Raw genomic sequence first — 23,217 nt, forward strand, 5'->3', positions numbered from 1 at the left:
CACCCGCCCGCTAATTCGGGCTCTCTCCCAACCACGCGCGCATTGAAGTCGCGCAGGCTCAATCATGGAGTTGTTATGAAGCTTTACTATGCCATCGGTTCTTGCGGACTTGCACCGCAGATCGCCCTGCGCGAGGCCGAGCAGACGTTCGATCTTGTCAAGGTCGATTTCCAGACGAAAACAACTGTCGAGGGCGACTATTTCAAGGTGACGCCGAAAGGCTTCGTGCCCGCGCTCAAGCTCGCCGACGGTGACGTCATCACCGAGGGAGCGGTCGTTCTGCAATGGATCGCCGACAACAATCCAGAGCGCAAGCTCCTGCCTGCGCCGGGCTCACCGCAGCGTTATCGGGCCCTTGAGTGGTTGAACTATATCGCAACCGACATGCACAAGGGCTATGCGACATTGTTCTCGCCGTTCCTGGACGACGCTTCGAAGGCGAGGTTCATCGAGGGCAACCTGAGCACCCGTTTCGAGTATCTCGATGGCCATCTTTCCGGCAGCGACTACCTTCTGGAAACCGGTTTCTCGGTCGCGGATGCCTATCTCTACAATGTTCTCACCTGGTCCCCCCGGGTGAACATAGATCTGTCTCCCTATGCTGCGATCCAGCGGTTCATGATGCGCATGGGTAAGCGGCCCAGCGTGCTGGCCTCGCTTGAGGCCGAAGGAATTTCCCTGAGCTGAGCGGCTGGGGCGGATCGCCGGAGCCTCGGCTTCTTCATCGGAGCGGGGTGAGTGCTGCCCCATCTCAATATCAATCTCGATACGGCCCGCCATGCCGGCGGCCAAATGATGGAGTTCAAAATGGACTGGAATGAAAATCGCGCCCAGCTTCTCAGGAATGTCGGTGAGCTGCAGAAGCTGTCGCCCGACACTGTGAAAGGCTACCTCACCGTTTCAGGCGCAGGACGCAAGACAGCGCAACTGGACGAAAAGATGCGGCAACTGATCTCGCTTGCCGTTGCCGTGACCACGCGCTGTGACGGATGCATATCGATCCATAGCAGCGAGGCGCTGAAGGCCGGCGCCACGCGTGAAGAACTCGCCGAAGCACTCAGCGTGGCCGTTGCGATGAACGCCGGTGCCGCCCTGGTCTATTCGACCCGTGCGCTCGAGGCTTTCGATACCGCCACGGATGCGTGACATCACTCCCGCTTATCGATCATAAATCGAGCCGCGCTCAACAGATGCCGCGCCGCATCAGCGGCATCTGTCCGGATTTTCGACCGCCGTTCAGTGGGTCGAGTTTCAACAGCATCTTGACGCCATTCGTCTCCATGTATACGCCGTATACATGGAGACTCGTACCGTGATATTGTCGTGCGCGCTGGATGAGCTGCAGGCCGTCGGCCTCGATAAGCTCAGCCTGCGCGCGGTTGGCAAACGGGCCGGGATCACGCCGATGGCAGTCTATCGTCATTTTAACGACAAGGCGGATCTGCTGCATGCACTTGGCGATCATGCATTGGCCGAATGGCAGAGGCGCGTCCAGCAGATCCATGAGGATGAGCTGGGTCCCTGGATGGATGCGGTCACCCTTACCTTCATAGAGTTTGCCTTGGGCTCGCCGGCGCTATTCGACGCCGCATTCGTTCTGAAGACCCGCGCCGAGCGCATTTATCCGCAAGACTTTACGGCGGGACGTTCGCCCGTCATTGGCGCGCTTACGGCGCGCCTGGCAAAGGGCCAGCAAGAAGGGGCTATCCGGCAGGGAGACCCGCTCGAGATGGCCATCGCGTGTTGGGCGCTCGCGCAAGGCCTGATCGGAATGCATCGTTCCGGACGTTTCAATCTCTCTCGTGAAGATTTCAACAATATGTGTCTTCGTGCCGTAGCCGGGATTCTCAACAAGGAATAGCCAATGAAATTGGGGGGTATGATGGCAGCGCTGGTGTCCGGCGCCATTCTTGCGGTCAGCCGAGATACAGGACATTTCGGCTATCTCGCCTTGCTGGGGCCGGTGCCGCTTTTCATCTGGATTTTGCAACAGAAGCGCGCACTGAGCGCGTTCACACTTGCCTGTTTGACCGGTCTGATGGCCGAGGCAGGCCCACTTTACTTTTACGGCACCGTCATTCCGATGGTGTACTGGATTGTCGCGTTGCAAGCGTTGTTCTTTGCGCTGTCGGCTCTTTTCATGTGGGCTCTCTATCCGAAGAGCCCGACCCTGTCTGTTTTCGCCTATGCGGTCATGATCGCCGCAATCGAATTCCTCTACTCCTATGTCTCGCCGAATGGCAGCTTTGGCGCGCTCGGCTATACGTTGGTGGACGTGCTGCCGTTGCTGCAGATTGCATCGCTGGCAGGCATGCCGGGCCTTGGGTTTCTTGCCGCCATCATTCCTGCTGGCATTGCGGTCTTCATTCTCCGGCCAACCGATCACTTCGCCGCCTGCGCGTGGATCGTTCCGGTCGTTGCCGCGCTTCTGTTTGGTGCGTGGCGCTTGGCACAGCCGGAAGGCGAACCTGTTCGCATCGCGCTCGTCAGCAACGACGCCCTTGCCGGCGTGGCATCCGACGTGCCGGCTCGCAACGAGGCGATCGTTGCCGATTTCCGTCAGAAGATCGAGCAGCTTGCGAGCATGAAGCCAGCCTACGTCGTCATGCCGGAGAAAATGTTCCTGCCGACCGAAGCGTTCGCGGAACTGTCGAAGATCTTGTCCTTGAAGATCGTTGCGGGCATCGACCGCCCGATGAGCGATGGACAGCGCTCAAACAGTGCGGAGTTGACCGGCGTCGGACAATCACCGCTGACATACGACAAGCACCATCTCATTCCGGGCCTTGAAGCAGATTATGTGCCCGGCAAGCAACTGTTGAGCACCGATCGGATAGGGATCGCGATCTGCAAGGATATGGATTTTCCGCAGTATCTTCGGACCTATGGGCTACGGCATATCGGCATGTTGCTCGTACCGGCCTGGGATTTCGTCGCGGATGGAAGCCTGCACAGCAAGATGGCTGTTGTGAGAGGCGTTGAAAATGGCTTTGCCATTGCCCGCGTGGCCAGTCACGGCCGGCTCACGTTAAACGATGCCAAGGGCCGGCTTGTCGCCGATATCTCCTCAGCGGAAGATCAGGGCACTCTTGTCGGCATGATATCCATGGGTTCCGGCGAGACTTTTTATGCGCGAAACGGGGATGCGTTCGGCTGGTCGCTGGTCATGATATGGGGCGGGCTTTTGTTTGCGCTGGTCGCGGTCCGCGTCGAGGCGCACAGAGATTCGTGAAAGAGCTTTTCCCGGCTGGCTTCCAAGAGACAACGGAGCTATCACTCATGCTTTGAGGCCATGCACCCGCTTGATCAAATGACCAGATTCCTTCTCCTGCTTGTTGCCATTTTTTCCGTAACCTCGCCGGCAGCCCATGCGAAGAATGCCAGTGTCGGCCAGATCGCCGTGCAGCATGCGTGGGCTCCTGCGACACCAGATGGCTTCCAGCCCAAGAGATCCGAATGGGATCCTGACCTGCTTGGAGAGGTCTATCTGACCATCGCGAATGCCGGTGCGGAGGACCGATTGGTTGTTGTCGCAACTGATCCCGGGATCGCGGATTCGGTGGAGCTGCGCCGCCACAAGGTGGATCACGGCGTCATGCAGATCGACGCAATCGATGGGGGTATCGTGCTGCCAGGCGGCCAGACGCTCGATCTCCCCCATGAAGGCATTCACGTGATACTGACCGGCCTGAAGGCTCCGCTTGAAATCGGCGAGCATATGCCGCTGACGCTGACTTTTGAAAAAGCCGGTAGGCTGACGGTCGATCTCGTCGTTGCAGCTTCGAGCGCGGACAGGCCCTGATATCGCCTTCTCATCGTAAGGTGGGTAGGCGCACTTGCCCGTCGTCCTCGATCTTGTTGAGGGATCACGAATCTTGGCATCGCTTAGAAATCATCGTCTCTGAACGCCTATTGTCCACACGCCGTTCGGCGCAGCGTCAGGACTGTCGACTATGTAGGATAGCGTGAAATCAGTCTGCACCGGGTTCGCGCTGGAAGGCGCGATGTCGTGAATGGTCCCAGGGGCATATAAACCGGTCTGGACGTAGAATTTTACAACAGGCTGGCCGGCAGCATCTCGGTTTTCCTCTGCCTCTACTACGCTCGGCACCACAAACCCATTGGTCCCAATCGACATTGGACCCACATCGTAGACAGGCGACAAAGCGATGCTCGGGACATCCGTTGCTCCATTCCATGAAGGGGATTGAATCTGGAATCTCGAAGATGAATTCGGATCGTCCGTGCCGAAAGTACACACGGAAAGAGGGGCATCGAAATTGATCTGCTGGCGGTCCGGAATGAACGATACTTGCTGAAAGTTATCCCAATCCCACGCCTGATACGCCTGCTCTGCGAACTCTTTCCGTGAAGAAGACATGGTCATCGATCCCTTGTTTGAACGTAAGTTAGTCAGCAAGCTTTATCGACGGCTTTCAAGAAATAGATCTTGCGGTGGCCAACAGGAGAATATGGTATCCAGGTCGAGCTATCAACTTATAGTCGTTGAACGCCTTTACCTTCGGGATTGTGCGCTGTGAGTGGCGCGTCAGCACGCCAAGCCAAGCCATTGGCGGTGCCGGATGATGTTCTTTCTGCTGAAAACCATGCGAAATGGCACATATCGTGTTGCCCTAAAGAAAATTGTGGCGATCACCATGCCGATCGCCGCTTTTGTTGCCAGGGTCTTCGGTGCCGTTTTATTGTCCTTTTGCGCACGACGACGATCCCAAATGGCCTCCTCCGATACACAGCGCTGAGTGTTGCCTTTTAGGCAATCCATAGTGCGCATAATTGTTCTTTATTAGAACGCTGAATTCCCCCATCATCCCTGGATTGGTGGATAACGAGACGAAAAGTCCGATCGCCCAATCAACAGGGGAACTATCAGCATGTCTCAATTCATGATGAATCGTCGCCGTTTCCTGTCCAATGCTGCCTTGGTTGGCGGCCTCGCTGCAACCCAGACCTTCATCGGCATTCGCGCCGGCAAGGCGGCCGATGTCGCCGAGGTCCGCATGCAGCTCGGCTGGCTCGCCTCGAACGGCCTCATCGGCGAGGTCGCCGCCCAGAAGAAGGGCTTTTTCACCGAGCAGGGCATCAATCTCACCATCGTCCCCGGCGGCCCGAATGTCGATGGCGTCGCCGGTGTTGCGGCTGGTCAATCCACGATCGGCCAAATTTCCTCAAGCCCGTCCGTCATGCTCGCGCGCTCAGCCGGCATGCCGGTCAAGGCGTTTCTTGCCGGATATCGCAAGCATCCATTCACGTATTTCTCGCTGAAGAAGTCGCCGATCCGCGAGCCGAAGGACATGATCGGCAAGACGATCGCGACGCAACCGACAGCTTTCATCCTTTTGCGCGCGCTGCTGGCTCAGAACGGCATTCCCGAGGACAAGGTGAAGATGGTCAACATGGGTTCGGACATGAACCAGCTGATGACGGGGCAGGCCGATGCCGTCACCGGCTGGGTCACGAACACCAACGCCCTGAAAGTCCTCGGTGACGAGCGTGTCGACATGATGTTGTGGGACGCCGGGCTGAAGCTTTATGCCAATGTCTATTACACCACCGACGAACAGCTGGATAAACACGCCGACGTGCTGGTGCGCTTCACGACGGCTGCGGCCAAGGGCTGGGGCTATGTCCGCGACCATCCGGAAGAGGCAGTGGACATGCTGGTCGACGCCTATCCAAACCTCGATAAGGCAAGCGAGCTGGAGGCTATTCATCCCGTCATCGATTTCTCCTTTGGGGATAGCACCAAAGAGACCGGCTGGGGCGCGATGAGCAAGGACAATTGGGCGGCCCAGATCAAAGCCTATGCCGATCTCAAGCAATTTGCAGGAGCCACACCGACCGTGGACGACGTCGCCAGCATGGCGATCCTCGACGCAACCACCGAAATCCGCAAACAGATCGGGTGAACGTCATGATGAGCGCCGCCACCATCAAGCAGCCGCAGCCGCTGGCAACAGTCGAAACGGCAAGACTTGCCGTCTCCATTCACGATCTGGATATCCGTTTCGGCGACAAGGGCAATGAGTTCACTGCCCTTTCCAAAGTCTCAGTCGACATTCCAGAGGGATCGTTCGTCACGATGCTCGGCCCGTCCGGTTGCGGCAAGTCGACCTTGCTGCGCTGTATCGCCGATCTTGTCCATATCAGCGACGGTTCGGTCTCGGTGTTCGGCCGGCCGCCGCGCGAGGCGCGCCAGGGTCGTGACTTTGCCTTCGTCTTCCAGGAGGCAACGCTTCTGCCATGGCGGAGCGTCATCGACAATGTCCGGCTTCCGCTTGAGGTGGGCAAGCACGACAAGAGCTCCTATGCCGATCCCATGGAGCTTCTGGCGCTCGTCGGCCTGAAGGGTCGCGAAAATGCCCTGCCGCACGAGCTGTCCGGCGGCATGCGCCAGCGAGTCGCCATCGCCCGCGCCTTGGTGACCAAGCCGCGTATCCTGTTGATGGACGAGCCCTTCGGCGCTCTGGACGAGATCACCCGCGACAAGCTCAATGAAGAGCTTCTCCGCATCTGGCGGGAAACGGGAACGACGATCGTATTCGTCACCCATTCCATCCCGGAGGCTGTCTTCCTTGGTCAGCATGTGCTCATGCTGCAGGCCCATCCCGGCCGCGTGAAGGAGTTCATGAAGGTCGACCTTCCCTATCCGCGCTCGCTTGCGATGCGTGACACGGTCGACTTCATCAAGGTGACGGCGCATCTCCGCGCGCTGCTGGAGGAATGCATATGAGCAACGCCGTGCACTCCGACATTGGCCGCGTCGACAAAACACCGCGCACCGTCGCGGTTCTCGACGCAACCGTCGGCGTTCTCTCCTCGCACATGCCGGCGATCCTTGCCGCACTCGGCTGTATCGTGCTGTGGCAGGCGGTCATTTGGATCTTCAAGATCCCGACCTTCATGGCGCCGAGCCCGCTCGACGTGCTCTATGCCTTCCGCGACAACGCCGCGACGCTCACGCGAAACTTCCTGCCGACGGTGCTGGAAGCCGTCCTCGGTTTCGTCTTCGGCAATCTCATCGCCATTCTGCTGGCAATCTGGTTCGTCCACAGCGCAACTGCCGAAAAAGCGTTTTATCCGATCGCTGTCTTCGTCAAGGCGATCCCGATCATCGCGCTTGCGCCGATCCTCGTGTTGATCTTCGGCAACGGCGTTGCCCCGAAGATCATCATTGCCGGTCTGATCTGTTTCTTCCCGACGCTGGTCAACATGGTTCAGGGACTTCGCTCCGCAAGCCCCGCCATGCTGGACCTGATGCGGGTGCTCTCGGCCAGCAACTCGGAGATCCTCTGGAAGGTTCGCTTGCCAAGCTCGCTGCCATTCCTCTTCGCCGCCTTGAAGATCGCCGCCACCAGCAGCGTCATGGGGGCGATCGTCGCGGAGTGGATCGGCTCCAGCTTCGGGCTTGGCGCTCTCATCATCGAGGCGACCTATAATTTCCGCTCGCCGCTGCTTTACGCGACGGTCGTCATCGCCGCCCTGCTTGCCGTGATCCTCTTCTTTATCGTCTCGGTCGCAGAAGCAAGAATGATCCGCTGGAAACCGGCCGGCCAACACTAAAACCTAGAAAACATCGAGGGAACACCAATGGAACAGGTTATTCACCAGCCTGCACGGGATATCCGTGTCGTCGATCGCTCCGATGTCGTCGTGGTCGGCGGCGGCCCGGCGGGGATTGCTGCAGCCGTATCGGCAGCGCGCAATGGCGCCAGCGTCACGCTTGTCGAACGTTATCCCTATGTCGGCGGGCTTGCTGCCGGCGGCATGGTGCTGGTGCTCGACGATATGATCAACGAGCTCGAAATCACGGTGCGCGGCATCTGCATGGAGATGATCGAGCGCATGAAGCGCTGGGATCTATGCGTCACACCGACCGACCGCGACCGGCTGATCGAATTCCGCGATACGCCGGAGGCCTGGCAGCGCTGGGCGCGATGGGGGCTCTTCGACTTCCACACTCAAGCGATGCCGCATCCGATCTGCTTTTCCGCTGCCTTTGATCCCGACGCCTTCAAGCGCGCCGCCTATGACATGATCGCGGAGGCGAAGATCAAGCTTAGAACACACAGCTGGTTCTCCTCGGCAATCGTCGAGGACGGCACGATCAAGGGCGTGATCTGCCAGACCAAGGAAGGCATGCAGGCGATCCTCGGTGATGTCGTCATCGATACGACGGGCGATCTCGATGTCGCCGCAAGCGCCGGCGCGTCCCATGTCGACTCCAACTTCATTCTGACGACGGTGTCGCGCTGGGGCGGGGTCGATACGGAAGCGGCGGAACGTTTCGAACGGCAGGAGCCGGAAACCTTCAAGGCGCTCGATCACGAAGCCAAGCGGCTGATCGGCGGTTGCTGGTCCTTCTGGTGGCTGAAGACGCCGCTGCCCGGTGTCGTCTGGCTGAACTGCCCGCATATGCCGACCCTGAGTGGCCTCAAGGTCGAGGACCTGACAAAGGCGGAGATGGAAGGCCGTTCAAGGATCGCGAAACTGCTCGATTTCGCGCGGGAGAAGATGCCCGGTTTCGAAAACGCCTATGTGGTCGATTTCGCGCCGCAGACCGGCGTGCGCCAGACGCGGCTGCTGCAGGGAGACTATGTCGTGACGAAGGACGACGTCATGACGCGCCGTCATTTTGCCGACACGGTCTGCCGCGGCCGCGATTACTACACGCCCTACCGCGCGATGCTGCCGAGAGAGGTCGACCAGCTGATCGTTGCCGGCCGGCATTATTCCTCCACGCCACAAGCACAGAAATCCAGCCGCGAGATCCCGCCCTGCATGGCGATGGGCGAAGCGGCTGGTGTCGCCGCAACCGTCGCCCTCAACGCCGGGACGACCGTTCGGAAGGCCGATATCCGGACGATTCAGAAACAGATGCGGGCCCAGGGCGCTGACCCCGGCGATATCCCTTCGGAAAACGCGACATACTTGGAGGCTGCAGAATGACGACTTTGCCACTCGACGGAATTCGCGTGATCGACTTCACGCAGGTCATGCTTGGTCCCTCCTGCACGCAGGTGCTGGCCGACTATGGTGCGGAAGTCATCAAGATCGAAAAGGTGAAGATCGGCGATCTCTCGCGCTGGTCTCTGGGCTCCGATCCGGACGGCCTTAACAACCCGGTTTTCTGCTCCTTGAACCGCAACAAGAAGAGCCTGGCATTGGATCTGAAAGAGCCGAGCGCCCGCAAGACCGTCCAGGCGCTGCTTGAGACAGCCGACGTGGTCGTCAACAACTTCCGGCCTGGCGTCATGGAGCGCATGGGCTTCGGCTATGAGGATCTGAAGAAGATCAATCCGCGCCTGATCTATGCCGTCGGCACCGGCTTCGGGCTGACCGGTCCCTATCAGCACAAGGGTGGCCAGGATGTGCTGGCGCAGGCCGTGTCCGGCGTCATGCGCCGCAAGTCGGATAACAGTCATCCGACCTCGATCTACGCCACGCCGCTTGCTGATTATTCGGCCGGGATGCATCTCGTCCAGGGCATTCTCCTGGCGCTTCTGCAGCGCGACAAGACCGGCGAGGGGCAGCAGGTCGCCGTCAGCCTCTACAACTCCATGATCGCCATGCAGATGCAGGAAGGCACGACGCATCTGATGCGCCAGAAGGACCTGAACTGGGGCGCCTTCCCGCTGACGGGCGTCTTCGAGACGACGGACAGCGCGATCGTCATGGTCGGCGCTTTCAAGCCGAACCCTTTGCGCGATATCTGCGAGGCGCTTGAGATCGAAGACCTCTCGCAATATCCGCACTACAAGGATTTCGATGCGCAAATGGCGCGGCGGCCGGAACTGCAGGCGATCTTCCGCGAGAATTTCGCCAAAAACAGCACTGCGCATTGGATCGCACGACTGGAAGGCGTCGACATTCTCTGCGCGCCGGTCCGTTCGCTCCCCGAGGCGCTGAAGGACGAGCAGACGATCATCAACAAGATGATCCTGGAAGCAGGCGAGACGGCCGCCGGTCCGATCCGCCTGATCGGCTCGCCGATCGACATGTCGGCCGCCCACGTCACCGTACGGATCGCGCCGCCTCAGCTCGGCCAACACAATGAGGAAATTCTGGCCTCGCTTTCCGAGGTACAGGGAGACGCCGCATGAGCGTTTCCTTCACCGTAGAGGACCGCGTTGCCCGCGTGACGCTCGACCGGCCCGACCGGATGAACGCCGTCGACGCCGAGACCGAGGCGAGGTTGGACTCGGTCTGGACTGAGATCGAGGAGCGCGACGACATCAGCTGCGTCGTCCTGACCGGCTCCGGCGAAAAAGCCTTCTGCGCAGGTGCCGACCTCAAAGGCGGCAGCGGCAGTTCCGGTGTCGACTACTGGACCGTCGGGCGGGAAAATGGCTTTGGCGGTCTCGCCTTCCGCCGCTCGCTCGACGTGCCGGTGATTGCACGCGTCAACGGCTATGCGCTGGGCGGTGGCTTCGAGATGGTGCTTGGCTGCGATATCGTCATTGCCGTGGAGACGGCGCGTTTTGGCCTGCCGGAAGCCCGCGTTGGTCGCATGCCGCTTGATGGCGGCATGGTGCTCCTACAGCGCAAGATCCCGTTCAATCGTGCCATGGCCGTGATGCTGACCGGTCGGCAGTTCAGCGCGCAGGAGATGGCGAGCTACGGCGTCGTCAATGAAGTCGTATCCGCCGGAGGGCTGGATGCGGCTGTCGATCGTTGGGTCGCCGACATCGTTTCCTGTGCGCCGCTGTCACTGCGCGCCATCAAGCAGACCGTCAATCGCACGGCACATTTAAGCCCTGCCGAGGCGCAGGCTCTCAGAACGCCGGCGCTGATCAAGGCCTTGAAAAGCGAAGATGCCATGGAGGGTGTCGCGGCGTTTCGCGAGAAGCGGGCGCCCGTTTGGCGCGGCAGATAGGCATGCTATAGCTTCGAGATTGCCGAGGGCTTTTCATGCATGCCAGCATCCTGAAGTATTTCGCCGAGGTCGCGCGCTCCGGATCGATCCGCAAGGCATCCGAAGAATTGCACGTGGCAACCTCCGCCGTCAGCCGCCAGATCAAGAAGCTGGAAGACGAGTTGGGGACGCCGCTGTTCGAGCGCTTTTCCGACGGTTTGCGGCTGACGTCTGCCGGCGAGATCGTGCTGCGCCACGCGAAGGAGACGCTACAGGACTTCGAGGTCATGAAGTCCAATCTCGGCGACCTTCAAGGAAAGAATACGGGTCGCGTCCATATTGCCGCCCTAGACAGCCTGCTCGTCACGTTTTTTCCCGATTTCATCAAGAGGTTTCACAAGCTGCATCCCGCGGTGGACTTTCGCGTCCGAGCGGGAGCTTACAACAATATTTTCCATTTCATGGCGGCCGGCGACATCGATATCGGTATCAGCTTTGATCTTGCGACACCACATGACCTGAAGCTTGTCGGCTCGATCCGCACAGCCTTCATGGCCATGGTTGCTTCATCGCATCCGTTGGCACGGGCGAAATCGGTGACATTGCCGGAATGCGCCCAGTATAAGCTGCTTCTGGCGCTCGACAGCGAAGTCGTCAGTTCGGCGATAGCAGTCGAGCTTGCAGGGCTCAATCGGGTGGGACGAACCTTGGTCGCATCCAACAATCCAATCCTCCTCAAACCACTGATCATGTCGGGTGACGGCATTGGCTTTTTTACCCCGGTCGGACTCTGGCCGGAAATCCAGACGGGCGAAATCGTTGCCATCCCGATCCGGGACTTCAAGCTCAGCGCGGTGGATATCGGTATTTTCGTGCCGCGCGACCGGCATCTCACCCATGCCAGCCAGGCGGTCATCGAGTTGCTCAATACCGAGCTGCGCAGGTTCGGCGAGGATTTGAGAGCCATCGTCAGCAGATGAGAAACGCATGAAAGAGATCCGGCTGCTAAAATCTCCTGGCCATGGCCCGGCCGCGCGCTTCGACAGATTGACGGACCTGCCATCGCAGTTCGGTGCTGTGGCGGCGTTGCCCGGCGATCTGATCATGCCGTCACCTGTCAATGCCCACGATCACGGCTACGGCATCCGCACGCTTGATTTCGGCGCGGCGGATGACGCGCTGGAAGTGTGGATTCCGGGCCTTCGGCTGCGGCCGAGAACGGATGCCTATCTCGAAGCGCTCGTCGCCTTCGGCCGACTTGCCAGAACCGGCGTCGGCGCGACCATGCATTGCCACAACTCTCTGAACGTCGATCGTCTGGTCGATGAGGCAGGCGCGGTCATACGAGCGGCCGGTGATGTCGGCATTCGACTTGGCCTCTCCTGTCCACTGCTGGACCACGATGCCTGGGCTTACGATGGCGGCCCGCAGCGATTGCGACCGTTTCTGGCCGAAGAGGATTGGGATGCGCTCGCCGGCACGATTCCGCGCTACGTGCCCATTCAAACACAGCTTGACGCCGTCGAGGCTGTCGCCGCCGCAAATACCAATCCCTTGATCGACGTGCAGTACGGCCCGATCGGGCCGCAATGGTGTTCGAACGCGCTTCTGGAGGCGATTGCCGAGGCTTCCGCGCACCATGATCGGCGCATTCATATGCATCTGCTCGAGAGCCCGCGCCAGCGCACCTGGCTCGACCGGCGCTTTCCCGAAGGTGTGGTTACCTATCTCGACAAGATCGGCTTCCTATCGCCAAGGCTTGCCGTTGCTCATGGCGTCCAGCTGCGCGCCGATGAGCTGGAGCTCCTTGCCGACCGCGGCGTGCAGGTCGTCAGCAATCCCACAGCCAATCTGCGTCTGCGCTCGGGGGTCGCGCCCATCGCATCGACGATCGCGCGCGGCGGCCCCGCCTTTGCGATCGGCCTTGATGGCACGGGACTGGACGACGATCAGGATCTCTGGCGCGAGATGCGGCTTCTCTATCTTCTGCATGGCGGTCGCGGCCTGAGCAGACAGTTTACCGCGCATATGATCTTCGACGCCGCAATCAAGGTCGGCCGTCAGGTCATCAATGCGTCGGAAGTACAGGATTTCACCATCGTCGATTACCAGGCGCTGATTGCCGATGCACTGTTCGACGATGTCGATGAGGCGGAAGTCCTGTTGACTCGCATGCGTGCTGGATTTGCCAGAGGGCTATTCGTTGCTGGTCGGGAGGTCATGCGGGACGGGAAACTGACGGGCTTGGATTTCGATGCCGCGCTGTCGGAACTGGTAGCCCAGGCGAAAGCCGATTTGCCGAGGCTTGAAAGGCAGCGCCCTCTCGTCAGTGCCTTGGCCGCTGCCACCCGTGCTTATTATGCGACCTGGCCCGGCATCGACTGAAGCCGGGCCAAGGCGGGTCATGCGTCGACCAGCGCGCCAATCCGCAAAGCACCGAGACCTTCGAGCTTCTTTGCGTCGGTTATCGGCAATTGTGGAAGGAGGACGTGGTTCCACACCGCATTTCCGGTGCGTTTGCCGACGAGATGTTTGACTGCCGGAATGAGGGGATTGGCGGCAATCGCTTGCCGCAAGCTGCGGACATGGTCGAGAAGGCCGGCATTTTCCTGGTCGTGCCAGAGATGCTGCGACGAACGTGGATCGATATTGACTGTCGCGGAGATGCAGCCGGCGTAACCGTCACGTCCGGCATCGGCAAGCGCCGTTTCGCTGCTTGGAAAGACACGAAAGCCGGGGATCTTGGCGAGTTCCCGCGCATAGGCGAGGTTTCCGGAGCTGTCCTTAGACCCATGGATTCGCTCCGGAAAGGCTTGAGCAAGCCGGGTCGCCAGGGCCGGGGAGAACTCGATGCCCGTCAATTGCGGGAAATTATAGAGGTAGATCGGGATCGGCGTTTCGGCAGTCATCCTCACCAGTTCGGCAAACCATGCGAAGAGACCATCTTCTTCGAGAGGTTTGTAATAATAGGGCGGCAGCACGAGCGCGGCCGCAAAACCGAGATCGAACGCCCGGCGCGTCAGGGCGACCGTCGTTTCAAGGTCCGGCGTGCCGGTGCCGACCATAAGTCTGCTACCATCCAGCCCTTGCGCCGCCGTCGTCATCAAGGCGCTGCGTTTGGCGGCGGAAAGCGAGTTTGCTTCGCCGGTCGTCCCAAGCACATTCAGAAAGTCACAGCCATTGCTCAAGCACCAGCGCGCATGCTCGAGGAAAGCGTCACCATCGATATCACCATGGCTATCGACTGGTGTCGGCACGGCGGCGATCACGCCGGCAATCCGGGTTTGCGTCACGAGAAATCTCCTCCCATTTTCAAGATATTAGGGCTTCGGACGGGCTCTGATAGGCCGTGACGAAGGGGTGATCGAGTGTCGTCGTACGGCTCTTGTCCCAACCACCGGGCGCGCCCCAGCCGGTAACGCCGTCAGCGAAAAAGTCGCGGTTGACGTCACGCAGGAACAGTCTCTCGGCCGGCATTTCCTCATCCCACAGGATAGCATCGACCGGACAGACGGAAAGACAGAGACCGCAATTGATGCATTCTTCCGGCTGAATGTAGAACATCCGGCCGCCCTCATAGATGCAGTCGACCGGGCAGGCGACGGTACAGGCGCCATCCTTGGTGTCGATGCAAGGCTCGGTGATTACGTAAGCCATGACGATCGCCTCTCAACGCCCTCAAGGGCGCTTTCGACAAACTATGACAAACAAGCGTGTTCTGAAGAAGCGCCGTTTTGCGGCTCAATCATTGCCGAAACGGCAACGCCTCGGGCTACTCCCAGGCGCAGTTCCTTGAGGCTCTGGGGCCATTTCCCGGCGACCGCCGAAGACAGGCAAAGCTCGATCTAAGGGCGTGCCACCAAATTCTTTCCGCTCTCGATCTTCAGTTGGCATGCCAAGGCAAATGCCGCCGTCAGGATCGACAGGCTTTCACCGCTGACGAGCCTGTTGTTCGAGTTGCTGAGCAGCGTCATGCCGAAGAAGAGCAGGACGGAGAGATATGTGAACAGCGCCTGCTTTGGGACGATTTTCAAAGAGGCCGCCTTGCGCACGCTGATGCAGAAGCTTGCGAGCATCGCGCTCAAGACGAAGGCGCCGAAGATGCCGTGTCGGATCAGGATCTCAAGATAACCGTTGTGCATGAACGTGTAGCCGACGTCGGGATAGCGGGTATGCGGCCAGCGCTTGAGCCACTCTGTGCCCAATCCGAAGACGGGTGCGTCGGAGAACAATTCCCAGGCATTCGACCAGAGTTGCAGTCGTGCACTCATGGAGAGCGGCGTGTCGCTGCTTGCGATGGATCGTGAAACGGCATCGCCGATCGGGCCGACCGTATCGACGCCCTTGAGCATGGCGAATGTCGCCATCATCGTCGGTCCGGCTGTTCGCTCGATATTTCCTCGGGCCACATAAATGCCGCCGGCAAGGACAACGCAAAACGCGATGATGGCGGGAAGCGCCAATCGTGGCTTGAGACACCGCAATATGAATATCGTCAGAAGCGGCAGCACAATGACAAGCGAAAGCCAGACCCCTTTCGACTTCGATCCATAGATCCCAAGCAGGCACAGCACGTAGATCGGTGGGGAAAGGAGCGTGGCGTAGAGGCGCAATGCGCGGTTGGCGCCCTTCTCGGTCAGATAGTAGAGCAGCCAGAAAATGGCGCCGATGAAGATCATTCCGCAACAGACGGCGCCATGAATCTGATTGTGCTGAATGAGCGGAATGATGGTGTCGCCCGCAAAGATCCGGCTGAACGGCGTCTTTGCCAGGAGAATGAGGAAGGCTGCACCAAAATAAACTGCGATGACCTTTTCGATGTGGGGCCAGATGAGAAAAAGGCCGTAGGCAAGGGGCGGAAAGATCAGGGGCATGAGAAATAGGACATCCCGATCACCGACGGGATGATCGCTTTGAGACGCAAACGGAATGATGAACCGAAGAAAGGCGTAAAGTCCCCATAGGAGGCAAAGCCAGCCCCGCCAATCGATCGCGGGCCTCGGTGTCGATCTGGCGTAGCAGAAAAGCGAGATCAGCAGCAGAGGCACGCCGGCATAGCGATAGGCGTAGCTCTCAATGAGGGACGCCGACATGATGACGAGCCAGAGGCCGCTGATCGCGATTGCCTGATATCCGTCGAGGAAGCGAAATGTGCCGCCGGGCGGGGTCTCTTCGATCATGTCTGCCCTTTCATATGTGCGTCGCCAGGATGAAAATTCGCGGCCGCACGGTCTCTTTGAGATCTCGTGCGGCTGTTGGTAGGCCATGAACTTGAAATGACGCTGAATTGGCGTCCGCATTCAACGATATCCGCCGACAGCCATCGAGGCGAACCAAGCGCCTTCCCGGCGGGCCACAGACCTGAGTCGCTGCTAGTCCTGTTGTCATGGGAAGCGGCGAGGTGGCTTCAGGCATCTTACAAAACGGTAAACTTCCGGACAGGTGAGGGCGAGAATTAGGGCTTAGCAGTGAGCTGGCCCTTGAATGAGGGCAAGGAAAAGTCCTCGATCAACAGGAAAAAGCGATGAAGAACTTCATTCCGGGAATGGCCGTACTTGCAGGCGGACTTTATGCGGCGACTTGGGCTCACGCAGCAAACGTGCCGTGTGAAGAGCTCTTGAAGCAACTGCGGGCGGCCGAGGCAGCCGGCAAGCCGAGCACTGGCGACAAGGTCAAGATTGCGGATCTTGAAGCAAAGGGCATCGAACGTTGCAATGCCGACGACGACAAGCGCGCCGACGAGTTCTTCACCGAGGCGCTCAAGATTCTTGGCAAGTGAGAATTGCGCACGGTCTCATCCAGGAAGGAAGATTCAATGTCGTCACTAAAATCATCTACCCCAGTTCCGAACCGCGTTCCCGAGGTCACGGTCGACTTTTGGATCATCAAGCTTTTGGCAGTCACAATGGGTGAGACTGCTGCCGACTATCTGGCTGTCAACCTGGGCCTTGGTCTGTCGATGACATCGGCGATCATGTGCGTGCTGTTGGCAATCGCGCTGGTCATACAATTCGCTCAAAAGCGCTATATCCCGTGGGCTTACTGGCTCGCCGTAGTCATGATCAGCGTTGTCGGCACGCTCGTAAGCGACAACCTGGTCGACAATTTCGGCGTCGCCCTGGAGACGACGACAATCGCCTTCAGTATCGCGCTCGCTGTGACGTTTGCGGCGTGGTACGCCAATGAAAAAACGCTGTCGATCCACACGATCTTCACAACGCGCCGCGAAATTTTTTACTGGTTTGCGATCCTCTTCACCTTCGCTCTCGGCACCTCCTCCGGCGATCTCGTGGCCGAACAATTCAGCCTGGGATATCTCACGACGGGATTTATCTTCGCGGGGATTATCGGCCTGATAGCGATTGCCTACTACTTGCTGAGGCTGAACGGCATCTTAGCGTTCTGGCTTGCCTATATCTTTACCCGCCCACTCGGCGCCTCCTTCGGAGATCTGCTTTCTCAACCGCGGGAGTATGGTGGATTGGGCTTTGGCACAACCGTCACCAGCCTGCTCTTCCTCGGCGCTATCGTCCTGATCGTTATCTACATGACCTTCAGCCGGCGCCGCGACGAAGAGGATCGGCTCATAACGGGTGTGGATCGGACGAGATAAGCGGAGATCGTTCGGTTCGGTCTCGAGCCTAGAGGGCGAGCACGACACGAGAACATCGAGTGGCCGAGCGGCTTTTCCCGGTCGGCCATTTTCGAGTTTCCCATGGCGTTCATCCGGGGTTCTCCTGTAACGCATCCGGGACAGGCTGTCGGTGGAATCATTCAGTGCAGCCAGCGTCGAACGACGGCATTCTCAGCCGGTCTATGAGATGCATTGCGTATCATGTGTGTAAGCCAGCGCTGCCGTTAAATTTCGTGCAATGGTGAATTTGATTTGCGTATTCATAAGGCATGGCTGCTGCTCTTCGGGCACGCTCCAAATACGACGGCCTCCGGACATTCGTTGGTCCGGAGGCCGTGAAGACAGACGAGAGCTTGTCGTGATCAGCAATTAGGTCGACGAAACAACGGAAGTCGCTCTATGACAACGCCCCGAACTCGACTGGCTTTTCCATGTTCGAGGAAGTCATTTCGTCGATGGATTTTCGATGGCTTTGATCAGTTGCTTGAGCGCCGAACTCGCTTTTGCCTGACTGGGCTTGGCGGCACGCAGCGATGAAATCGCGCCGTCGGCGGCGGTATCGATGACACCCCATTGATCCTTGTTGAGAGGATACAGCTTTGATTGTGCCTTATCCCATGCGGTCTCGAAATCGGTGATGCGCTTCTGCGCTCCCGTCATATCGCCGGCGTCCACGAGCTTGAGCGTGTCATTTGCAATCAGCTTGAATTCGCTGAGATCGCCAAGCTTCGGTGCTGGGGCGGCCAGTGACTGAGCGGGAGGCAAGAGCGGCGTCATGGCTGGGACAAGAGCCAGCGACGCGATGATAAGCGCCTTCTTCATGTGTGATCTCCGGTTGTCGACGCGGATGTTGCGCCACAGTCAGACTGCCAACCGTTTTTTTCCCGTCCCTTGCCGCAAACATACCGATTTGTAAGGTGGGATTGCTGCCAGCTATTCCATTCATCGATTTGAAACGAATGCCCAAAGTCGCCGTGTGCGATCCCGGTGTCATGCTCAAAGGATTGATGTCACGGCGCGATCGAGCTTTGTATCCTTTCTGTAAAGGAAGCGAACGACTACCGTGGCGATGGCTGCCATCGCTGCCCCACCCAGAAGGTCGGACACGTAATGCGTCCCGACATAAACTCGCGACAGACTGATCAGAATCGCCGCCGCTAAGGCGAACAACGCCCGTCGGTTCAAGCCGGCGGCAAGAAGGCAGAACGCGATTGCGAATGTCGCGGTGGCATGATCGGAGGGGAAAGACGCATCCGTGCTGCGATCGATGATGAGATGCGTCACGCCGAGCTCATAGGGTCTCAGCCGCTGAAAGAATGCAATGATGATCTGGTTGGCGCCAAGACCAAGCAAAAAGGTCAAGCCGCAGGCGACGCATGCATGCCTGACATGATCCCTGTCTTGACGGCTCCACCACTGCAAAGCGACAAAAAGAACAAGCAACGGTACGCCCGCCTGTGTGAGGGCAATCACGCAGGTGTCCAGGACAGAACTGAGCCCCGACCAGCTGTTAATCCAATGCGTCACGGCTACATCCATAGTCAGCTCCCAAGCTTAGTGCGGACCATATCCGCCATCAATTCGATCGCTGTCATGGGTGGCTGTATATCTCCGCTATCGACATTCAAGCCGTCTCGCTATGTGTGCATAGACTTAGAGGAAACTTAGCTTGCTCTGCTGCAGCTTGGCCATGTCCTTATAAGTCTGGGATAAGTTTACATGCGCATCCTCCTGTTGGATCGATGGAGGTTGCAATGGCGATTGACGATATGCAGCGCAGCCATGCCAACAAATACGGGCACGGCCGATCGGTTGTCCGCCAGGCGTCACGGCCAAGGCACACGCTTACCGGCATCGTTGTCTTGATGGCGCGGTATATTGCTCTGGCAATCGTCGGTATCGCCATCGCGCTTTATTTGGTCATGTACGCCTAGGGCCTACACGGCTATGACCGGAGCGCAGTTCATCGATGAGGAAATGTTCGGTCGATGGCGACGCGAAGCAAGGTGCCCGAAAACGTGCACTTCGTCCGCGCCGCCTGCTTATGCCCGATTCTGGGAGGCATCCGCGCATTTGCTTTCGGCGTTTCTGCCGATGCGCCGCCTTATCGATCCGTCGGTGTCCAGTCGCGGTCCGCCGCATGGCGTCGGCCATGAACCTGATGTCACCTCTCGACCTCAAGGCGTGCTGTTCACCGCGATGATCGCAGTGTTGCGCGTCTTCTACTCCTGGCTTTTGCCGCAGCAACACCATCAGCCGCTGCGGCGGGCGTCCGGATCGCTGTGGCTCAAGCTCCGAAGGGGTTTCAAGCCGCCGCAATCTTGCACTGGATTCTTAGATGTGACTTAGCAAGTTGGGCCTTCTCCATTTCCATACTAAATTCTCTGTCCGACGGGCCATCACAAAATCGCATAAGGTTAGCGCCGATGAGAATTCTCGTGGTCGAAGACGATCCCATGCTGGCGCTCGGGCTCCGCCGGGCTCTGACGGATGTCGGAATGACCGTCGATTGGGTTGCTGACGGGCGTCTGGCCGAAGAGGCGATGCGTGATGACACCCACGCGGCAGTGCTGCTGGATCTGTCACTTCCAGCTCCCGATGGTTTGACTTTGCTGAGAGAGGCGCGTCTGCGGGGTTCTGACGTTCCAATCGTCATCATTACCGCACGCGACGATCTCGATGTCCGATTGAAAGGACTTGATCTCGGCGCCGATGATTTCGTGCTGAAGCCGTTCGAGCCATCGGAGATCATTGCACGCCTTCGGGCTGTCATCCGGCGTCATGCCGGCCATGCCACCTCCAAGATCGGGACGGCGCAGGTGGCTCTCGATCTCGCAACACACGAGCTCTCCTATGCCGGCGTGACAGAGGTCCTTCCCTATCGCGAGTTTGCGCTGATGCGCGCTCTTGTCGAGCGTCCGGGCGTCATCCTGTCGCGTACGCAATTGGAGGAGAAGATTTACGGCTGGGGCGATGAGGTCGAAAGCAATGCCGTAGAGGTGTTGATCTTTTATATTCGAAGGCGCTTCGATAAAAATATCATCCGCAACGTGCGCGGCGCGGGATGGATGGTGCCGAAGTCATGATTTCTCTTCAAACCGCGACCGCCAGTTCTCTTTCGATCCTGTTTACGGTGATCGCCATCGTCGGTGGCGCGGCATCCTACGCCTTTACAATGAGTGAAAGTAGCGAGTTTCTCGATCTCCAGCAGCGCCAGATCGCGCGTTACGTGGGTGATCTCACCTTTACTGGCCCGGATCGCGCTGCCGTACCGCCACATGACAGCGAGGACGATTACCTGATAGAAGTCAGCTATTCGGACGGTCGCGCTGCCAAGTCGTCGGATAAATCAATTGTCATCCCCGATGAAATGGAAACCGGATTTTCCGAATTCTCGGACGGAAAGCGGGATTGGCGGGTGTTTTCAATGGTCACGCCTGAACGAACTGTCCAAGTGGCACAGCAAATGGTGGTGCGTAGAGAACTTGCCAGAGATGCGGCAGCGAGGGCCACCATTCCGTTTCTCCTGGCCATCCCGCTCTCGTGGCTACTCGTCGCTTTCGTGACGAGACGAATCTTTCGCGATCTCGAGAAGCTTGGAGGAGCGTTGTCACAGAGGGCGACTGCCGAGACCGTTCCTGTTGATCTCAGCACCATACCGCGGGAGATCTGGCCTTTTGCACGCTCCATGAATGGCCTGATTGACCGTCTCGGCCTCGCCTTTCGTCAACAGCAGATGTTTCTGTCCGATGCCGCGCATGAGCTAAGAACGCCTCTTTCCGCGCTTACGCTTCAGATCGGCAATCTCTCCAATCAAGACGGGTCAGACCTCGCTGAGCGCATTTCCGAACTCCGGGCCGGAGCCAGGCGCGTATCCGCGCTTACCGACAAGCTTCTGAAACTGAGCCGATATGAAGGCGGACAGCCATCCGCCGCGAGTGACGTCCTCAATTTGCCGGAGATCGTCAAAGATGCGATCTCCGGCCTGCTGATCGCAGCCGAAGAAAAGGCGCTCGATCTTGGCTTTACCGAGTTGGCCGAAGGCGCCTTGGTTCGCATCAACGCGGATGACTTGAAGACGCTGATAGAAACGATCGTCGACAATGCCATTCGATACACACCGAGCGGAGGCTCGGTTGATATCTCCGTCAAAGGTGACACGGAGACAGCCCTGGTCGTCTGCGACAGCGGCCCGGGCGTGGCCGAGCACGAATTGCCGCGGCTGGCCGAACGCTTCTACCGCGGTTCCGGTGTTGGCGAAGGGACCGGCCTCGGGCTTGCGATCGTCGAAGCCATTTGCGCCCGGTACGGCCTGGAACTGCGATTGAAGAACCGCACGGATAGCGCCGGATTCGTCGTTACCGTATTGTTTCCATCTCGATAGCGTTCAAACCCGAGGACGACATACTCTGTGATCGCTCTTAGCCGTTGAGTTCATGTGACTGTCAGCAAATAGGAGCAAGGGTATCCGCGCGATTGGAGACATGCTTTGCGGATACTTCTTGCAGAAGACAATATTCTGTTCGGCGATGCTGTCTGTGATCATCTGCGGTCGACCGGATGGCTGGTGACCTGGGTTACGGGCTATAAGGCCGCGCTCGAAGCGCTGCACGATGGAGAATTCGATATTCTCTGTCTGGACCGGCAGCTGGGTGATGGGGATGGATTTGATATCCTGCGCCGCAAAGCGCCGGCTTGCCCGACCATCGTCATGTCTGCGTTCGACCGACTGACTGATCGCCTGGAGGCGAAGCGGTTGGGAGCGGTAGACTATCTGGTCAAACCCTTTGGAATGCAGCAACTGACGCATCGGATTTGCTTGATCCTGCCGCAAGCTCGCGCCGGACGTCAGACATCGCCGAATGTTTCGCGCTCGTGAAGCATGAAAGAACTTTAATCGAAAATCGCCGCAGCCGTTCAGGCGCATGTCAGTTTATTCCGGCATTTCCTTGCGTCATCACGCAAGGAGTGGCTCGAGAGCAATGACCAGATTTCGCAAGGCAGTTCTGTCAATTCTTGGGGTTATCGGAATTGTCGGCGCCAGCTGCGGAGCCTATGCAGGTTTGCTCCAGTATACCGGTAACTTCCATCCTGTTATCGACGGTCAAATATATCGATCTGCCCAGCCTTCTGGCGCGGATCTCGCCGCTTATGTGCAGGCTCATGGAATCAAGACTGTCATCAACTTGAGAGGCTCTCATCCGGGATCCGCCTGGTATGACGAGGAGGTCAAATCCTCTCGAGAGCTTGGTTTGGTGCATATCGATTTCGGCATGTCATCGGCTCGACTCGTATCGCCGGCCAAGGCAGATCGCCTAGTGCAGTTGATGGAGAATGCACCAAAACCAATCCTTATTCACTGCCAGGCAGGCGCTGATCGGAGCGGTCTGGCATCCGCACTTTTCGTGAGAAAGATTGCGGGCCTCGATGAGGCAAAAGCAGAAGATCAGCTATCGTTCTATTACGGACATGTCGGCATTCCGGTCGTGTCCCGCGCCTACGCCATGGATCAAAGCTGGGAGAATATCGAAGCTCAAGATCGGCAACAGGCAAAGGCAGATCTATCGACCGGAGCAACGGTTCGATAGATTAAAACGGCTAATCATGTTCATGGCATAGATGATCGATCGCTATCGTTACTCGCGTCATATCTTTCGAGACCACGAACAAGCGATATGCATCGCCAGATGCACCGACCCTATTAGCATCA

The 23,217-nt window shown here is 58.5% G+C and carries 27 protein-coding genes; 20 read left to right on the forward strand and 7 right to left on the reverse strand.

What is annotated here, in order from left to right; genetic code table 11:
• The first annotated feature begins 75 nt into the window (after positions 1-75).
• The 5 genes from gstA (at position 76) to HGP17_RS32400 (ending at position 3,802) form a co-directional block, all read left to right on the forward strand.
• Positions 76-687 (forward strand): glutathione transferase GstA, encoded by a 612-nt coding sequence (gstA, locus tag HGP17_RS32380; protein ID WP_168815937.1) that lies wholly within the window; start codon positions 76-78, stop codon positions 685-687.
• Between the two features lie 120 nt (positions 688-807).
• Positions 808-1,146, forward strand: coding sequence for a carboxymuconolactone decarboxylase family protein (locus HGP17_RS32385; protein ID WP_168816025.1), 339 nt, complete (start codon positions 808-810; stop codon positions 1,144-1,146).
• A gap of 166 nt (positions 1,147-1,312) precedes the next feature.
• Complete coding sequence (locus HGP17_RS32390; RefSeq protein ID WP_168815939.1) at positions 1,313-1,861, forward strand: TetR/AcrR family transcriptional regulator; 549 nt, start codon at positions 1,313-1,315, stop codon at positions 1,859-1,861.
• Positions 1,862-1,864: 3 nt separating this feature from the next.
• A complete protein-coding gene (locus HGP17_RS32395) occupies positions 1,865-3,232 on the forward strand; it encodes a nitrilase-related carbon-nitrogen hydrolase (protein ID WP_168815941.1) in 1,368 nt (455 codons plus the stop codon).
• Positions 3,233-3,310: 78 nt separating this feature from the next.
• The gene (locus HGP17_RS32400) at positions 3,311-3,802 is read left to right on the forward strand and encodes a copper chaperone PCu(A)C (protein ID WP_168815943.1); all 492 of its coding nucleotides are present in this window, start codon (positions 3,311-3,313) and stop codon (positions 3,800-3,802) included.
• Between the two features lie 90 nt (positions 3,803-3,892).
• Here HGP17_RS32400 and HGP17_RS32405 read toward each other — a convergent pair whose 3' ends face one another.
• Positions 3,893-4,387: a hypothetical protein gene (locus tag HGP17_RS32405; protein ID WP_168815945.1), complete on the reverse strand. Its 495-nt coding sequence runs from the start codon at positions 4,385-4,387 to the stop codon at positions 3,893-3,895.
• A gap of 162 nt (positions 4,388-4,549) precedes the next feature.
• Complete coding sequence (locus HGP17_RS32410; RefSeq protein WP_168815947.1) at positions 4,550-4,792, reverse strand: hypothetical protein; 243 nt, start codon at positions 4,790-4,792, stop codon at positions 4,550-4,552.
• A gap of 100 nt (positions 4,793-4,892) precedes the next feature.
• Here HGP17_RS32410 and HGP17_RS32415 point away from each other — a divergent pair, with 100 nt between their 5' ends.
• From HGP17_RS32415 to HGP17_RS32450, 8 genes are read left to right on the forward strand one after another with little or no spacing between them, the layout of a single operon-like run.
• Positions 4,893-5,927 carry an ABC transporter substrate-binding protein gene (locus HGP17_RS32415; RefSeq protein ID WP_168815949.1) on the forward strand — a complete coding sequence of 345 codons (1,035 nt, stop codon included), beginning with the start codon at positions 4,893-4,895 and terminating at the stop codon, positions 5,925-5,927.
• Positions 5,928-5,932: 5 nt separating this feature from the next.
• On the forward strand, positions 5,933-6,751 hold the full coding sequence (locus tag HGP17_RS32420) for an ABC transporter ATP-binding protein (RefSeq protein ID WP_168815951.1): 819 nt from the start codon (positions 5,933-5,935) through the stop codon (positions 6,749-6,751).
• The gene (locus tag HGP17_RS32425) at positions 6,748-7,581 is read left to right on the forward strand and encodes an ABC transporter permease (protein ID WP_168815953.1); all 834 of its coding nucleotides are present in this window, start codon (positions 6,748-6,750) and stop codon (positions 7,579-7,581) included. The genes HGP17_RS32420 and HGP17_RS32425 overlap by 4 nt, the downstream gene beginning before the upstream one ends.
• Positions 7,582-7,608: 27 nt before the next feature.
• On the forward strand, positions 7,609-8,967 hold the full coding sequence (locus HGP17_RS32430; protein ID WP_168815955.1) for an FAD-dependent oxidoreductase: 1,359 nt from the start codon (positions 7,609-7,611) through the stop codon (positions 8,965-8,967).
• On the forward strand, positions 8,964-10,121 hold the full coding sequence (locus tag HGP17_RS32435) for a CoA transferase (RefSeq protein ID WP_168815958.1): 1,158 nt from the start codon (positions 8,964-8,966) through the stop codon (positions 10,119-10,121). Before HGP17_RS32430 ends, HGP17_RS32435 begins: the two co-directional genes overlap by 4 nt.
• Positions 10,118-10,894 carry an enoyl-CoA hydratase-related protein gene (locus HGP17_RS32440; RefSeq protein WP_168815960.1) on the forward strand — a complete coding sequence of 259 codons (777 nt, stop codon included), beginning with the start codon at positions 10,118-10,120 and terminating at the stop codon, positions 10,892-10,894. Before HGP17_RS32435 ends, HGP17_RS32440 begins: the two co-directional genes overlap by 4 nt.
• Before the next feature lie 35 nt (positions 10,895-10,929).
• Positions 10,930-11,853 carry a LysR family transcriptional regulator gene (locus HGP17_RS32445; RefSeq protein WP_168815962.1) on the forward strand — a complete coding sequence of 308 codons (924 nt, stop codon included), beginning with the start codon at positions 10,930-10,932 and terminating at the stop codon, positions 11,851-11,853.
• Between the two features lie 7 nt (positions 11,854-11,860).
• Entirely contained in the window at positions 11,861-13,258 is a 1,398-nt protein-coding gene (locus HGP17_RS32450) for an amidohydrolase family protein (RefSeq protein ID WP_168815971.1), read from the forward strand.
• Between the two features lie 17 nt (positions 13,259-13,275).
• Here HGP17_RS32450 and HGP17_RS32455 read toward each other — a convergent pair whose 3' ends face one another.
• The 3 genes from HGP17_RS32455 to HGP17_RS32465 all read right to left on the reverse strand — a co-directional run bounded on the left by HGP17_RS32455 (position 13,276) and on the right by HGP17_RS32465 (position 16,053).
• Positions 13,276-14,166: a dihydrodipicolinate synthase family protein gene (locus HGP17_RS32455; RefSeq protein ID WP_168815973.1), complete on the reverse strand. Its 891-nt coding sequence runs from the start codon at positions 14,164-14,166 to the stop codon at positions 13,276-13,278.
• A 19-nt stretch (positions 14,167-14,185) separates the two neighbouring features.
• Positions 14,186-14,530, reverse strand: a complete 345-nt coding sequence (gene fdxA / locus HGP17_RS32460) for a ferredoxin (RefSeq protein ID WP_168815975.1) — start codon at positions 14,528-14,530, stop codon at positions 14,186-14,188.
• A 188-nt stretch (positions 14,531-14,718) separates the two neighbouring features.
• Positions 14,719-16,053: an O-antigen ligase family protein gene (locus HGP17_RS32465; protein ID WP_168815977.1), complete on the reverse strand. Its 1,335-nt coding sequence runs from the start codon at positions 16,051-16,053 to the stop codon at positions 14,719-14,721.
• Between the two features lie 344 nt (positions 16,054-16,397).
• Between HGP17_RS32465 and HGP17_RS32470 the strand changes: the two genes are divergently transcribed.
• The gene (locus HGP17_RS32470; protein WP_168815979.1) at positions 16,398-16,652 is read left to right on the forward strand and encodes a hypothetical protein; all 255 of its coding nucleotides are present in this window, start codon (positions 16,398-16,400) and stop codon (positions 16,650-16,652) included.
• 36 nt (positions 16,653-16,688) lie between these two features.
• Positions 16,689-17,486, forward strand: a complete 798-nt coding sequence (locus HGP17_RS32475; protein WP_168815981.1) for a hypothetical protein — start codon at positions 16,689-16,691, stop codon at positions 17,484-17,486.
• Between the two features lie 465 nt (positions 17,487-17,951).
• Here HGP17_RS32475 and HGP17_RS32480 read toward each other — a convergent pair whose 3' ends face one another.
• Together HGP17_RS32480 and HGP17_RS32485 are read right to left on the reverse strand one after the other, a co-directional pair.
• Positions 17,952-18,329 (reverse strand): hypothetical protein, encoded by a 378-nt coding sequence (locus HGP17_RS32480; protein WP_168815983.1) that lies wholly within the window; start codon positions 18,327-18,329, stop codon positions 17,952-17,954.
• A 174-nt stretch (positions 18,330-18,503) separates the two neighbouring features.
• The gene (locus tag HGP17_RS32485; RefSeq protein ID WP_168815985.1) at positions 18,504-19,046 is read right to left on the reverse strand and encodes a phosphatase PAP2 family protein; all 543 of its coding nucleotides are present in this window, start codon (positions 19,044-19,046) and stop codon (positions 18,504-18,506) included.
• A gap of 215 nt (positions 19,047-19,261) precedes the next feature.
• Here HGP17_RS32485 and HGP17_RS32490 point away from each other — a divergent pair, with 215 nt between their 5' ends.
• From HGP17_RS32490 to HGP17_RS32510, 5 genes are all read left to right on the forward strand, one after another.
• Entirely contained in the window at positions 19,262-19,441 is a 180-nt protein-coding gene (locus HGP17_RS32490; RefSeq protein ID WP_168815987.1) for a hypothetical protein, read from the forward strand.
• 492 nt (positions 19,442-19,933) lie between these two features.
• Entirely contained in the window at positions 19,934-20,593 is a 660-nt protein-coding gene (locus HGP17_RS32495; RefSeq protein ID WP_168815989.1) for a response regulator transcription factor, read from the forward strand.
• Positions 20,590-21,891 carry an ATP-binding protein gene (locus HGP17_RS32500; protein WP_168815991.1) on the forward strand — a complete coding sequence of 434 codons (1,302 nt, stop codon included), beginning with the start codon at positions 20,590-20,592 and terminating at the stop codon, positions 21,889-21,891. Before HGP17_RS32495 ends, HGP17_RS32500 begins: the two co-directional genes overlap by 4 nt.
• A 105-nt stretch (positions 21,892-21,996) precedes the next feature.
• Entirely contained in the window at positions 21,997-22,386 is a 390-nt protein-coding gene (locus HGP17_RS32505) for a response regulator (RefSeq protein ID WP_168815993.1), read from the forward strand.
• Positions 22,387-22,489: 103 nt separating this feature from the next.
• Positions 22,490-23,095 carry a dual specificity protein phosphatase family protein gene (locus HGP17_RS32510; protein WP_168815995.1) on the forward strand — a complete coding sequence of 202 codons (606 nt, stop codon included), beginning with the start codon at positions 22,490-22,492 and terminating at the stop codon, positions 23,093-23,095.
• Positions 23,096-23,217 lie beyond the last annotated feature (122 nt).

The organism is Rhizobium sp. P38BS-XIX (assembly GCF_012641435.1).
Taxonomy (GTDB): Bacteria; Pseudomonadota; Alphaproteobacteria; order Rhizobiales; family Rhizobiaceae; genus Rhizobium.